Genomic DNA, 13,858 nt, shown 5'->3' on the forward strand with positions numbered 1-13,858 from the left:
TGACGATCTTATATTTTATACTGTGTTTCTTTTCTGGTTAAAAAGAACAGGATTGTCAAATATCATTTTGTAAGAATAGAGAATTGCTTTCTTGGTGTGGCAGGTATATCAACAAAAGAAAGGGTAAGTCTGCATCAATAATTATGGTTACAAAATGAAATGATGAAACAGGAGCCGATTCCACCATCTATAGATGTTTCCAAGATGGCTGTTCCACCAAAACGCATGATACCTGTTTTGACGAAGATAGGTGCAGGCCGTTTGGTAGGAGCTGGGTTCGTTGCTGTCTTGTTGCATGGTTTATGTATGTTGATTGCGTTTTGGTGTATGGACATTCCAAAGCATGACAATCCTTTGCATTCAACAATAGAAGTGGCTTTTGAAGCACCCGAAACACTTCGAACTCCTGAACAAGTCCAAGAGTTACCTGATGTCATTAATGATGAACCCGAAAGCAGATCAATAGAAACGCCTTCACCTTCAGAGGCATTGCCCGAAAGTGAGGCCTTTGCTGCTTTGCCAGTGGTTAAATCTCAGCCCGTGATAAAAGAAAAAATTTCCTCTCGTCCACAACCATCCGTAAGACCAAAGAAGAGCGAAGAAGCTCGTTCTGTATCGTCTCAAGTTGGACGGCAAACAACGCAGCCATCAGAGAACGTGGTTCGCCCTACTAAACCACCTGTGTCGAAAAATTTTACCGCTGCACAACGATGCAGTGCCTTATCCAAAGAATACCCGATGGCTGCGCGCAGGCGACATGAGGAAGGAACCGTTCGAGTGGGATATCAGCTCTTACCCGATGGGCAGATCCAACATGTCGAAATATTAGAATCCAGTGGTTTCTCAAGTTTGGATCGTGCAGCTATGAGTGCAGTTCAGGCAATTAAATGCCAGCCCGCCTCAGAACAACCGATTATTATAACAAGTGTCCCTGTCAATTTTTCATTAAATAAAAATAATTAATTTTTGACCATGTATTTATAAGGGAAATAGGTGAGGAAAAATATTAATATTGAAGTACTAAGATGTCTTGCAATTATTGCGGTGATTTTAATACATAATTCTGCGCCTTATTTTGTCGATAATAGTTTGATTCACAAAGATATTCTTGGATAGGGTATGATTTATTTTTATTATACCATGTCCAGATTTTGTGTTCCTGTTTTTTTTATCATTAGTGCTTATCTTTATTTTACAAGTAATAAACCATTTCAGTATATGAAGCGTGCTAGAGGATTATTGCTTCCATTCTTTGCATGGTCGGTAATTTATTGGTATTTTTTAAATCCCCATATATGGGATACATTTTGGGGAATATTAAGTACCCCAAGGGTTTATCATCTTTGGTTTTTATATATCTTTATTGGATACTCGTTTCTTTTACCGTTATTATTATCTTTTGCCAGAAGTGCTGATAAAAATGAATATAAGCCTACCATTATTCTTATTTTTATCTTTGCAATAATCCTACCGTCTTTGTATCAATTTTTACTTCTTTTCGGGATAAAAATAGCCCCTATTTCTGGGTTTTATTTTGATCTTCCAGCATATTTAGTGTTTGCTTTGGCTGTGTCATTTATTTTGAAGAAAATTAAAATGATTTATAGCATCGTTTTATATAGCGTATTAATTATCATCAATATGATATTGGCAATGATTTCGACCTATCAAAAGGGAAGTTTTTCTGACTATTAGTTCACAGAAACGACTTTTTTTGTCTTTACGTCTTCTTTAGTTCTTTTTAACTTATTTATTAATGCTGATTTAAGCTTTATCAAAGGTAAGCTTGCTTGGTTATTCTATAAAATTGGAGAATGTTCTTTTGGCATATATCTATGCCATGTTCTTGTCACTGAAGCTTTATTTCGCATGAATATTTGTTATTTTGGCTCTGCGATTGTGGGGCCAATTATCAATACATTGATTGTATTTATTACCTCTTTTATATTTTGCTTAGACTGTAGTTATCTTAAATATATTAGAGTAGTTTTGTTATGATTGGTTATATTAAATTAAGATAGATTATTTGAAGTGCCTTAATAATCTATCTTGAAAAATTATCAATATATTATTGAATAATTGTATTTAATGTTTCAGCCAATTGCTCTGCTGATTCATTGGTGCTAATCGAACGGTCATATTGTCCTGTTGGGTTCATTAAGATAAATTGGTCGAAAGGATCAATTAATTTAGTTTTTTCAGTGGCTTGAACCGTTTTAAAAGGAACATGGTATAAAATAGAAATATCTCGAACGGCCAGCTCTCCACCGGATAAAGCGATAATTTTACTGTTAAAAGGCTTCATATAAAACATTAACCGTTCTGGAGTATCATATTCGCTGTCAAAAGAAATAAAGATAGGTGCTATTTTGGATGATTTCTTTCCCAATAGCTCCATTACTTTACCTATTTTGTTTAGGTTTTGACTGCAAACATCATGTAAACAACGAGAAGCCCCAAAATACATTAACATCCATCGCCCTCTGAAAGTGCCATTACTGACAACATTTCCAGAAGGGCTGATTAATTGAAACCCTCCGCCAATCGTTTCGGTTTGTTGCGGTGGAGTTTGAATTGTTTTTTTTGTATAAAAGATTCCAAAGGCTCCGCCACCTAAAGCGATAAAAATGGCAACAGTAATGATTAGCCAAAAAGGGATTTTCTTTTGTTGTGTCATTGAACTTACTTGATTTGTCTATTGGTGAATAAGAGGACTCTGAACAGGTGTTAATTGTGCTTTATCTGTCGTTTTTTGTAAAGGAATGATATAAAGCAAACTTTTTATTCCATCAATTTGTGGATATTTTCTGATGAAAAAATATTTAACTTTTCGTAAAGATTGAGTATCTAGCTTATAATATTGAATATCATAATGATTTTCTATTATCTTGTTACGGTCCTCTTGGGGGAAGCTAAACGCGAAAACCAAGTGTGAATTATACGGGTTAGTGCCTGATTAATCTGTTGCTCATTTAAGGTTGTTAAGTCAACTTGTGTTATACTATGTTTTGAATCAAAATCATAAGAGCAGCTGGAAATATGGCTATTAAATAAAATATCAGCATCGGTTGTTATGTTCTCATCAGCAGGTTGCAACGTGATTGGAAAATGCTTTCTGTGAATAAGCCCAATATGTTGGGCTATGTTGTTATTATTAATTTTAATTTCGAAAATAGGCGTACCAATGGGTGATTTGCTTATCTGATCAGCTGATAATACTGTCAAGCCAACAGGGTCAATAAAAGGAATAACGCGATAAGTTCCAATCATATCTTTACAGTTTTCTGCATATGAAGAAGGCAAAAATAATAAATATAGAAAAAAAGTAAAAATTGCTTTTGTTTTCATAAATTACCTCCCTAGGAAAGGCGTATTGTTGATGCTATTTAGTTATTTTTGAGACTTGGAAATATTACTGAACACATCCCATAAGAATATGAATTGATATATTCCATTTACTGGATTTCCTTACTCGTTGAAAGAGGTGTAAATTTGGTTTGGTCGGTTGTTTTTTGTAAAGCAAAGATAAAGATATGACTAAGGTAGTTAAATTTTCATGTAATGCTTCTCTTAACTAAGGTTAAATCATATCAGTTACTCATATATTTTGGCAGCCTGTAGAAAATCTGTAAAGATATCCCATGAAATATGAGTGGGAATATCTTGGTTCATATTTTTATAATATCCCTCCATATCTTCGACCCATGCTTGCATTGCTTTAAGAAAAGAAGATAAATCTCTATTTTCCCATTCTTCGGGATGGTCATGTAAATTTTGACGAAAATTTTCTAAAAAAGTTAGGAATTCTTTTTTCGTGACGATAGAGTTTTGTTTTACCATTTAGTTCCTATTACAATAGATCTGAAATCTTAAAGTATCAGTTACATTAAGATTACTTTACTGACTGATAAATATCGCTTTTTTAATATTTATTTCTCATCAACTAAAATAACGATTTCTGATGTGGTCTTTTCTTGTAGTGCATAGGCTGCTCTTGCTGCTCTGACACCAGTTTTGCAAACGCAAACAATACGTTGTGATAAAGGCGGTTGCCATGAAACAATTTCACTGGGCAAAAGACGGATCACATCCGTTCTGACACTGTGCGGGGCTTCTTTGATGTCTCGTAACTCGATTACGCAATCTTCAGGTAAAAGACCGTTATAATCTATAAAAGTAACATTATTATCTTTTGGTTCTTGAGCTTTATCAAAACGAAATTCGCTAAAACGCCACGTGCGACAATCAACATTTATCAACTGACCAAGTGGCGTAGGAGTAAAATCAAGTAAGATACTCAATGCCATTTGGGCTTGTATTGCCCCTAGGATAGATACGATCGGTCCCATCACGCCTATTGTGTTACAATTCCCACCTCCTAATATCATTTTAGGAAATAGAGCTCTGTAACTGGGTGCGCTATTACAAAAACCACCGACATATCCATGTCTTTCTATGACAGAGGCGCTAATCAATGGTAGTGACTGTTTTAGGCAAACATCTGACAATGTGTAGGTAACCATAAAACTGTCTGAGGCATCAATAACCAGATCTATATTTTGTAAGGCTTGGTGCACATTACCAGGTGTTAATTTTTCTTGGTGCACCTCTATTTCACAATGTGGATTAGACTGTTTTAATATTGACTTTGCACAAATTGCTTTGCCTTTCCCTATATCTTCCATTCGATATAAGATTTGCCGATGTAAATTATGTTCTTCAACAATATCATGGTCGTACAGGCGAATGTAACCGACACCAGCACCGCATAAGAGTGGTAAAACCGTGCATCCTAATCCGCCACAACCGACAACTAAAACGCGAGCTGCCTGTAACTTATATTGCCCATCCTTACCGATTTCAGGTAGCTTCATTTGTCTCTCATAACGTTGCATCATGAATAACTTTTTTGAATATGAGAGAACCATTCATTACATCGTTGGATCGGATCAGCTGCATATTGGATATCCGTAACTACTGCAACACTATCAGCACCTGCACGTAAAACATTCTCAATTCGTTCAGGAACAATACCGCCGATTGCGACAAGAGGAATATCTTTAATTTTTTGTTTCCATAAGGTGATACGTGCTAGCCCCTGAGGGGGGCAGTTCATTTTTTTCAATTTAGTTGGATAGATAGGTCCCAATGCAATATAATGCGGGTTGTAAGAAAGTGCTAAATCCAACTCGGCCTCATCATGTGTTGATAAACCGAAATGAATATTGGCTTGATTTAAAGCTTTAAAATCTGCATTCACCAGATCCTCTTGACCCAAATGAACGAAATTAACCCCTAATTCCAAAGCCAATTGCCAATAATCATTTAAAACAAGTTGTGCGTTATATTTTTCGCAGTAGAGTTTTGCTTCGTAAATACGCTGCCTCAATTGATCAGGGGGGGTGTCCTTAATTCGTAATTGGACTAATTTAACCCCAATAGGTAATAGTTTTTTTATGAGATCAACAGAGTCAGTTACAAGGTAGAATTTTTCCATTTAATTAAAATCCGCCAAACCATAAATAGGGGTAGACGCATAAGCCATATCACGTTTTTCCATAAGACCTGCATGATAAGCATGATGTCCGGCAATAATTGCATCACGAAATGCGGTGGCCATCATGATGGGGTCTTTTGCTTTAGCGACTGCCGTATTTAACAAGACGGCATCAAATCCTATTTCCATCGCATGTGCGGCTTGGCTGGGTGATCCTATACCCGCATCTACAATCAAAGGAACATTTTTAAAATAGGCACGCATAGCCCGTAAAGCTTCAATATTCCTTAATCCTTGCCCAGAACCAATAGGAGCCCCCCATGGCATCAATACTTCACAACCCGCCTCTAGTAATTTTTCTCCAACAATTAAATCCTCTGTTGTATATGGAAAAACTTTAAAACCATCTTGGGTTAGAATGCGTGCTGCTTCTACCAAAGCAAATGGGTCGGGTTGCAAGGTGTCTGCATTCCCAATGACTTCTAATTTAATCCAGTCAGTATTAAAGAGTTCTCTTGCCATTTGGGCTGTGGTAACTGCTTCTTTAACGGTATGGCACCCTGCGGTGTTAGGTAGAAACTTCTTGTTGACTTGGTTTAACAGCGTGCGAAAAGAGGCGCCTGCTTTTCCTTCACGTCTCAAACTAACAGTAATAATTTCTGTTTGTGATTCTATGATCGCATCAGAAAGAATCTCTGGTGAGGGATAGCCTGCGGTTCCTAGTAAAAGTCTAGAATTTATCTTATGATCGTAAAACATCATTAACCTCCTTGCATAGGAGATAAGATTTCAATTTTAGACCCTTCTGTGACTGCTGTTGTTTCATAAACATGGCGAGGAACAAAATCACCATTCATTGCAGTTGCAACGACAGTACTATCTATATTTTGTTCTTTTAATAATTCAGAAAGTGTTTTTGCAGAAGTCTCTAACAGATTTCCATTTAAATAAATATTCATCGAACTGTTTTCCCTAGAGTTTTTTTACGAATTGTTGTGCCATATAGGGGGCTAGTAAAAAGCCATGACGATACATGCCGTTGATAAAGAAACACCCATCTTGATAGGTAATTTCAGGAACATTATTGGGAAAGGAAGGTCTTAACCCCGTTCCTGTTTCAACAAGCCTTGCCTCAGCAAAGGCTGGATGAATCGCATAGGCAGATCCTAGCATTTCAATTAATGCTTTGGCGCTAATAGAGCTGTCATCATGGCTTTCTACCATCGTTGCTCCTAACATAAATTGTCCGTTATGACGTGGCACCAAATAGCATGGGAAGCGAGGGTGTAATAGACGAATAGAACGTGAAAAAGAAACATCATGAGATTCGAAAATTAACATTTCTCCTCTAACGGCTCTTAGATTGGGCAGCGTTTTTTCTGCGCTGATACCAGTACAGTCAACAATTTTGCCTGATGGTTTGTTGGTATGAAAAACGACACCCTTTTCGATTAATGTTGAGCGTAATTCTTTCAAAGATAATCTTGGGTCTAAATGGGCCTCCTCTGGGAAAAAGAGTCCTTGTGAAAATCGGTTGGATAAATCACTTTCTAAGGATTCAGGTGCAACCCATGTATGCGATTGTGTTTTGCTGGCAAAGTTTTTAAGTTCAACTGTATCACGTGCTGGGGCAAGCACTAATGTTCCTGTTTTTTTTACACTACTAACATGATTTGACCACCACTCAATGGCTGTCATTCCATATTCAACGACAATATCAGGCGCACTTTCCCCTTCGCAAAAAGGGGCTAACATGCCACCAGCTAACAAAGAAGCAGTTTTTACATCAGAGGATTCAATAACTTCGACTGTTTCATTATATTCACATAGCATTGTGGCAACACACAATCCTGTGACGCCACTACCTATAACAGACCAATTACTCATAATATTATTTTCACTTTGTAAGAGAACATCACAATAAATATACTCTTTTTCAGCACAAATATCGAATCATAGTTTATATTATATTAAGCCCCAAAAAAAGAAGTCAATATAATATTATATGTCTCTGGGAAAACGAGATTACAGAACGATAGGAAAGATCTATTTTTTATTGTTTGTTTTAAAGATGAATTATTAGTTCAGGATTATATATGATTATTTATTTTGGATGAAGTTCAGATGGAATGGTTAGTAAAATATGAAAAATTTAAAACTATCTTTTCAAAATCACCTTATCCATCTGATATAATTTATGTATTTTATTGTGCGTAAACTGAGTTATCACCATTAGGTTGCGTAATGACAGCATCAGGTTTCATTTTATTACCACGCGACACCATACAAGCTGTATAGGTTTGGTCATATTGTGTTTGGATATTGCCCTGCTTTCCATTGGAGTAACTGGTTGCGCCTAATCCACCACCTAACGCACCACCTGCGGCACCAATAGCAGCACCACTGCCGCCACCTAATGCAGCACCCAGTCCAGCCCCAGCACCGGTTGCCAGTAATCCACCAATAATTGCTCTTTTATTTTGGTGTGAGGCTTGCCCGTGGACATCATTAGCAGCATATTTTTGACAATCTTGCTTTTCAGCTAAGAACTGTTCAAATGTTTTTCCAGGAGGTGGAGTCATTTGTACCTGTGGTCCTAGTGGTGTTTCAGCACAGGAAGTTAGCGCAAGAATTGCCCCCATCAATGCAATAGTACGGAGTTTATAAATTTTCATTATACTGAACCTTTTTATGTACAAATAAAGAAATTAGAGTAAAATCTCATAATATTTGAATGTGTTAAGAGTGTGGTCTTTGATTTTCTAGAATAAAAAATACTTTAAAAGGGAGGAGAGGTCATTGCTTTTATAAGTGACACAAAATACTATTTCGATCATTGTTTAATAGTAAGCAAATAAAATTACAAGGTTTGGTGCTTATTTTAATGATTCTCTTTCATTTATTATGTGTTGGTGTTGCTAAAATAATAGTTTGATTAGCCTAAGTGTTCAGAAATAAACTTTAAGCCATCAGAAAAATAGAATATTCACGATAACTTAAAGTTTTTTGTGTGATGTAGTAGATCTGTATTCTACTTTGAAGTTGTTTAGTTAAATCTATAAAGGTAAAGGTTGGAATATAAATGATCTTGTCTGAGCCATTAATGTGCTTCTGACCAGTTTTTACCGATTCCTGCCTCTACAACAAGTGGAATAGATAATGTTACAGTTTTTTCCATTACTTCTTTGGCAAGAATGACTAGTTTTTCAGCATCCTCTTCTTTGACTTCGAATAATAGTTCATCATGCACTTGTAATAACATTTTTGCTTGGAGTTGATGTTCTTTAATCGCTTTGTCCATGTCCAACATTGCACTTTTGATAATATCTGCAGCTCCACCTTGTAAAGGCGCGTTAATGGCTTGACGCTCTGCATAGGCGCGCATTGACCCCTTAGCGGTTTGAATGCCTGATATCCAACATTTACGACCAAAAGGTGTTAACACGTACCCGTTTTCTTTTGCTTCCTCTTGTGTGGTTTGCATATAAGTTTTGATTTCGGGGTAACGTTCGAAATAAGTATCAATATATTGTTTCGCCACACTTGATGAAACACCTAATTGTTTTGCCAAACCAAACGCACTGATTCCGTAAATAATTCCAAAGTTAATTGCTTTGGCTTGACGACGAACCAAGGAGCTCATGCCTTCTATGGGTGTATTAAACACTTCAGAAGCAGTTCGGGCGTGAATATCTTCATTATGAATAAAAGAATCTTTTAATTGAGGAATATTCGCGACATGTGCTAGTAAACGCAGCTCAATTTGGGAGTAATCCGCAGAAACCAATACATGACCAGGGGCTGAAATAAACGCAGCTCTGATTTTACCACCTTCTTCGCTCCGAATGGGAATATTTTGCAAATTAGGATCAGTAGAAGATAACCTTCCAGTGACGGTGCCGACCATATTAAAGCTGGTATGAACACGCCCTGTTTGTGGATTGATCTGATCAATTAAGGCATCGGTATAGGTTGATTTTAATTTTGCCAATTGTCGCCATGTCAGGATTTGATCGGCAATGGTATGACCTTTATCACTAAGCTCTTGCAAGACTTTTGAATCTGTTCCCCAAGCGCCTGTCTTCATTCTTTTCCCGCCAGGCATATCCATTTCATCGAATAGGACTTCGCCAAGTTGTTTAGGAGAAGCAACATTGAATTCTTTTCCTGCAAGCTGATGAATTTCTTTTTCTTGAATAGCCATTTTTTGGCTGAATTCATCCGATAAAGAGCGCAATAAATCAGGATTGATTAAGATTCCATCTTGCTCCATTTGCGTCAGAACATTAATTAAAGGACGTTCCATTTCTTCATATAAGCTTAATACTTGTAAAGAACGCATTTCTGGGCGTAGCAATAGCCATAGACGCAATGTAACATCAGCATCTTCTGCTGCGTAATCTGTGGCTTTGTCAATGGCTACTTGTGCAAAAATAATGCGTTTACGTCCAGTTCCTGTTACGTCATCATAAGATATATTTTTATGGTTCAGATGTAGCTCTGCCAATTCATCCATATTATGGCGATGTTTTCCAGCTGCTTGGACATAGGAAATCATCATTGTATCGTCATAAGGGGTCGGAATAGGAAATCCATTATGTTTAAAAACCAGAAAATCATATTTGGCATTATGAAAGATTTTCAAAACAGATGGATCAGTAAATAATGGGCTAAAAGCTGTAATCAATTCAGCAACAGGAATTTGTTGCGCACTTTGTTCTTCGAATAGATTATCTTGTTGATGCGCAATGGGGATATAGCATGCTTTTCCTGGCGCAATCGCCATGGATATTCCAACAATATTTGCTTGTAGAGCATTTAGACTATCTGTTTCTGTATCCAACGCACAGTAATGGGTATCTTGAGCCAGTTTAATCCATTGTTGTAGTTGCTCAATGGACGTAATGGTTTCATAATTTTCATAAGCAGGGGATAAAATATGAGAGTGATCTTTGGTTTCTTCTTGTATGGGATTAGATGCTGTTTTAGATAAAGATGATGGCTGAGACGAAGCCGATTGCCCTTTGGTATATCTTGCTAGGATCGAACGGAATCCTCTTTCTTGCAACCATTCAATCAAGGGTTCTTCTTGAGTTTGACAACATCCTAGTTCATCAATCGGTGTAGGAAGATCAAGATCATCTTTTAATTGCACCAGCTGATATGAAATGCGTGCGTTTGCTTGATGTTCTTCTAAATTATCTCGTCTTTTAGAAGCTTTCATGGTTGGGATGGCAGCTAATACTTCTTCCAGACTACCATATTCATTAATCAACGCAGCTGCGGTTTTAGGGCCAATGCCAGGAACGCCAGGCACATTATCAACAGAATCCCCCATCAATGCTTGCAAAGAAATCATTTGTGCAGGTTGAACGCCGAATTTAGCAACAACTTCGGGTTCGCGAATGATCTTTTCTTTGATTGGATCTTGCATACAGACATGGTCATTTACCAATTGCATTAAGTCTTTATCTGATGAAATGATCGTGCATTGTCCCCCAGCTTTTACCATTGCTTTGGCATAGCTGGCGATTAAATCATCTGCTTCCCATCCCGCCATTTCAATGGTTGGCAGTCCCAGTAAACGAGAGGCCTCTTTCACCAAAGCAAACTGCGGGATTAACTCTTCTGGTGGTGGGGGTCTTTGGGCTTTATAAGCAGGATAAATATCATTGCGAAAAGTTTTTCGTCCTGCATCAAAAATTACCGCCATGTGGCTGGCAGTGCGTTCACGAATGATTTTCATCATCATATTGGTAAATCCATAAACCGCATTCACTGGGGTTCCAGAAGGATCCAACATAAGAGGAATTCCGTGAAAAGCACGAAAGATAAAGCCTGATCCATCGACCAAGATAAGATGTTTTTCTGCAGAAGAAGAGGACATGAAGATAAGATCTATATATTATGAATGGGATTTTATTATATTATTCTTGGAAAAGAAAAGTTTTAGAGCAATAAGGACAAACTGCTTTGTTATCTTTTAGTTTTAAAAAAACACGAGGATGTCCCAAGGCGGGGTTATTACCTTCGCAAGAAACAGTTTTTTTGTCTACATAGACGGTTTCGAATTGTCCGCGTTGTAGATTTTGATTAAGAGCTTGTTCGGTTTTCATTAAAATATCCTTGTTTATTATTAAAAGAAACGTCAATACTAAAAGCTATACAAGTATTATGTATTGAGTGTCCCATGAGAATTTTAAATCGATCCTTTTTAACACATTTCTGTCGTATGTGCTTCTCTTTTATAATGGGATGCAGTTTTTTAGGTGGGAATAGTCATAATGCTCAGGCTAAAAGCAATCAAAAGACGGTTGAAATGGCTCAACAAACAAACGCAACTGATCCCTATGCAAACTATAAAACCTTTGTTCCAGCCAGTGAATGGTTAATTTTGTCTGATAGTGCAAAAATCCCATTGCACGTATGGCAAGCGCCTTCACAACGTGCGATTATTTTCGCGTTACACGGGTTTAATGATAGTCGTGATGCTTGGGAATATTCGGCAGAATATTTTGTTGATGAAGGGATTAGTATTTACTCACCCGATCAAAGAGGATTTGGTCAAGCCCCTTTGCGTGGGAAATGGTCAAGCACAGATCGAATGGTGCAAGATGTGGCTGAAGAGGTGACCATTATCAAGAATCGCTTTCCCAATACTCCAATATATCTAATGGGTGAAAGCATGGGTGGTGCGGTGTTAATGTGCCTTGCTGCTCGTGATGATGCCCCTCAAGTCAATGGATATATTTTACTAGCGCCTGCGGTTTGGGGATCCAAGCAAATCGGAGTGATAGGGGATGTTTCTTTGCGCCTTTTGAACCTTATTGCACCAAACTGGCAATTAAATCCAAGTAAAGCACCCGTTAAAAGAGTCACTGCCAGTGATAATAATGATTCCTTAATACGATTATATTTTAATCCATTAACACTACATAACACCAGAGTTAAGGCACTGCATGGATTGGTGAAATTAATGGATGATGCGATTAGGGCTGCGCCGAGGGTTAGATACCATAGTCTAGTTCTATACGGTGATAATGATCAGTTGGTTCCATCAGCATCAATGTATTCCGTGTGGGAAAAATTTCCTAAGTGGGTGAGGAAAGATTATGTTCCTAATGGATATCATTTATTGCTACGGGATCAAAATCGGAAAATCGTTGTTAAGGATATTATAAGTTGGATGAATGATCCTGATCGATGGTTACCTTCTGGTGGAGATGCCGCAGCTGCTGCTTGGATGTCTGTTAAAGGGAAGGGGCAGGTGCCTTTTTTTATGCCCAGTCAAGTTGATAATATTGTTCAATAAGTTATTGGTTTTTAGATGGATGTAACCCAAGATAATATTCTTTAAGAAATTTTTTCAATTATGTTGAAATTTTTCATATCGATGAAAAGGGTATTATTATTCTTTCGATAGTGTAATTCTTGGAATTGATAATTTTCAGGGATCTGTTTAAAATTATAGACATGATAACAATAAATCATTTGACCCGTTCCTTCGTCCAAACCTGTAATTTTGATGGCTATTTCAGAATGTTTTTCAAGTAATTCTTGCATATTATAATGATATAAAGGGCTATGTTCATCAATAATGTGATTCACTTCAAAAGTAATTTGGAAAATTGGAATATTGCTTTGGATTAAGGGTAATCGGTCTATTTTGCGATAAATGCGATCTTGTGCATCTTTTTGTAAAGAGCATAAAAAGACTTCGATATTGACATCTAATAACACTGTTTTACGTCCATTTGCCATGCGAATATCTAAAGATTGTGCATTATTGTTACAAGAAATAACCGCATGATGTGCAAAAATAATTTTAGACATTGGCTTGGCAAAACGTGCAAAAATTAGTCCTGTAGATAACGCATTGACGATAATACCAAAGGTAATTTCAATCGAAGAAATAATATTGGAAAAATCGCCATTGGGTGAAATAGAGCCATATCCAACGGTAGACATGGTTTGAACACTGAGGAAAAAAGCATCAATAAAGCGTCCACCACTATTGTTGATTTCATGCGGTAGGATAGAATAAAAAATTGCAAAAATAAGATTAATAAAAAGAAAAATAAAAACATAAAAGAAAATAAATTTCCGCCAGCTGACCGTCAAAGCAGCATGATAAAAATCATGGATAACTCTGTAAGTAAATCCTGAAACAACGACTTGCTCATGGATACTGCTGTCTATTAATAAATGAGGTCTTAATTTTGGTTTATACATTTTGATTTGTCGGGAGGTTATAAGAATTGCTTTGATCTTATCCTGAAAGTCAACAGAAATATACTCGGAACTGTGAAAGGGTTTAAGAAATGTGGATTCTATTTTTGTTATTATGATAAAATAATTAAT

General features: G+C 36.9%; 15 protein-coding genes. 3 read left to right on the plus strand and 12 right to left on the minus strand.

Features of this window, described 5'->3' with window-relative positions; translation table 11 throughout:
* Positions 1–159 precede the first annotated feature (159 nt).
* Together PQG52_RS06410 and PQG52_RS06415 are read left to right on the plus strand one after the other, a co-directional pair.
* Positions 160–963, plus strand: coding sequence for an energy transducer TonB (locus PQG52_RS06410; protein WP_271828552.1), 804 nt, complete (start codon positions 160–162; stop codon positions 961–963).
* 156 nt (positions 964–1,119) lie between these two features.
* Complete coding sequence (locus PQG52_RS06415) at positions 1,120–1,695, plus strand: acyltransferase family protein (protein ID WP_271828554.1); 576 nt, start codon at positions 1,120–1,122, stop codon at positions 1,693–1,695.
* 373 nt (positions 1,696–2,068) lie between these two features.
* Here PQG52_RS06415 and PQG52_RS06420 read toward each other — a convergent pair whose 3' ends face one another.
* The 11 genes from PQG52_RS06420 to PQG52_RS06470 all read right to left on the minus strand — a co-directional run bounded on the left by PQG52_RS06420 (position 2,069) and on the right by PQG52_RS06470 (position 11,613).
* On the minus strand, positions 2,069–2,677 hold the full coding sequence (locus PQG52_RS06420) for an SCO family protein (protein WP_271828555.1): 609 nt from the start codon (positions 2,675–2,677) through the stop codon (positions 2,069–2,071).
* Between the two features lie 206 nt (positions 2,678–2,883).
* On the minus strand, positions 2,884–3,348 hold the full coding sequence (locus tag PQG52_RS06425) for a hypothetical protein (RefSeq protein WP_271828556.1): 465 nt from the start codon (positions 3,346–3,348) through the stop codon (positions 2,884–2,886).
* Between the two features lie 246 nt (positions 3,349–3,594).
* Positions 3,595–3,840, minus strand: coding sequence for a DUF7660 family protein (locus PQG52_RS06430; RefSeq protein WP_271828558.1), 246 nt, complete (start codon positions 3,838–3,840; stop codon positions 3,595–3,597).
* 89 nt (positions 3,841–3,929) lie between these two features.
* On the minus strand, positions 3,930–4,898 hold the full coding sequence (locus PQG52_RS06435; RefSeq protein WP_271828561.1) for a HesA/MoeB/ThiF family protein: 969 nt from the start codon (positions 4,896–4,898) through the stop codon (positions 3,930–3,932).
* A complete protein-coding gene (locus PQG52_RS06440; RefSeq protein ID WP_271828562.1) occupies positions 4,895–5,497 on the minus strand; it encodes a thiamine phosphate synthase in 603 nt (200 codons plus the stop codon). The genes PQG52_RS06435 and PQG52_RS06440 overlap by 4 nt, the downstream gene beginning before the upstream one ends.
* Positions 5,498–6,259, minus strand: a complete 762-nt coding sequence (locus tag PQG52_RS06445) for a thiazole synthase (protein ID WP_271828563.1) — start codon at positions 6,257–6,259, stop codon at positions 5,498–5,500.
* Entirely contained in the window at positions 6,259–6,456 is a 198-nt protein-coding gene (gene thiS / locus PQG52_RS06450) for a sulfur carrier protein ThiS (protein ID WP_271828565.1), read from the minus strand. Before thiS ends, PQG52_RS06445 begins: the two co-directional genes overlap by 1 nt.
* 13 nt (positions 6,457–6,469) lie before the next feature.
* Positions 6,470–7,384: an FAD-dependent oxidoreductase gene (locus tag PQG52_RS06455; RefSeq protein WP_271828566.1), complete on the minus strand. Its 915-nt coding sequence runs from the start codon at positions 7,382–7,384 to the stop codon at positions 6,470–6,472.
* 317 nt (positions 7,385–7,701) lie between these two features.
* The gene (locus PQG52_RS06460) at positions 7,702–8,172 is read right to left on the minus strand and encodes a glycine zipper family protein (protein WP_271789899.1); all 471 of its coding nucleotides are present in this window, start codon (positions 8,170–8,172) and stop codon (positions 7,702–7,704) included.
* Positions 8,173–8,597: 425 nt separating this feature from the next.
* Positions 8,598–11,384, minus strand: a complete 2,787-nt coding sequence (gene polA / locus PQG52_RS06465) for a DNA polymerase I (protein ID WP_271828568.1) — start codon at positions 11,382–11,384, stop codon at positions 8,598–8,600.
* A 40-nt stretch (positions 11,385–11,424) separates the two neighbouring features.
* On the minus strand, positions 11,425–11,613 hold the full coding sequence (locus PQG52_RS06470) for a zinc-finger domain-containing protein (RefSeq protein WP_271828570.1): 189 nt from the start codon (positions 11,611–11,613) through the stop codon (positions 11,425–11,427).
* 74 nt (positions 11,614–11,687) lie between these two features.
* On the opposite strand from PQG52_RS06470, the gene PQG52_RS06475 reads away from it, so the two are divergent.
* On the plus strand, positions 11,688–12,809 hold the full coding sequence (locus tag PQG52_RS06475; RefSeq protein ID WP_271828571.1) for an alpha/beta fold hydrolase: 1,122 nt from the start codon (positions 11,688–11,690) through the stop codon (positions 12,807–12,809).
* Positions 12,810–12,850: 41 nt separating this feature from the next.
* Here the strand turns inward: PQG52_RS06475 and PQG52_RS06480 are convergent, their stop codons facing one another.
* A complete protein-coding gene (locus PQG52_RS06480; RefSeq protein WP_271828572.1) occupies positions 12,851–13,729 on the minus strand; it encodes an ion channel in 879 nt (292 codons plus the stop codon).
* Positions 13,730–13,858: the final 129 nt, after the last annotated feature.

It is taken from the genome of Commensalibacter communis (genome assembly GCF_947179105.1).
GTDB classification, from domain to species: domain Bacteria; phylum Pseudomonadota; class Alphaproteobacteria; order Acetobacterales; family Acetobacteraceae; genus Commensalibacter; species Commensalibacter communis.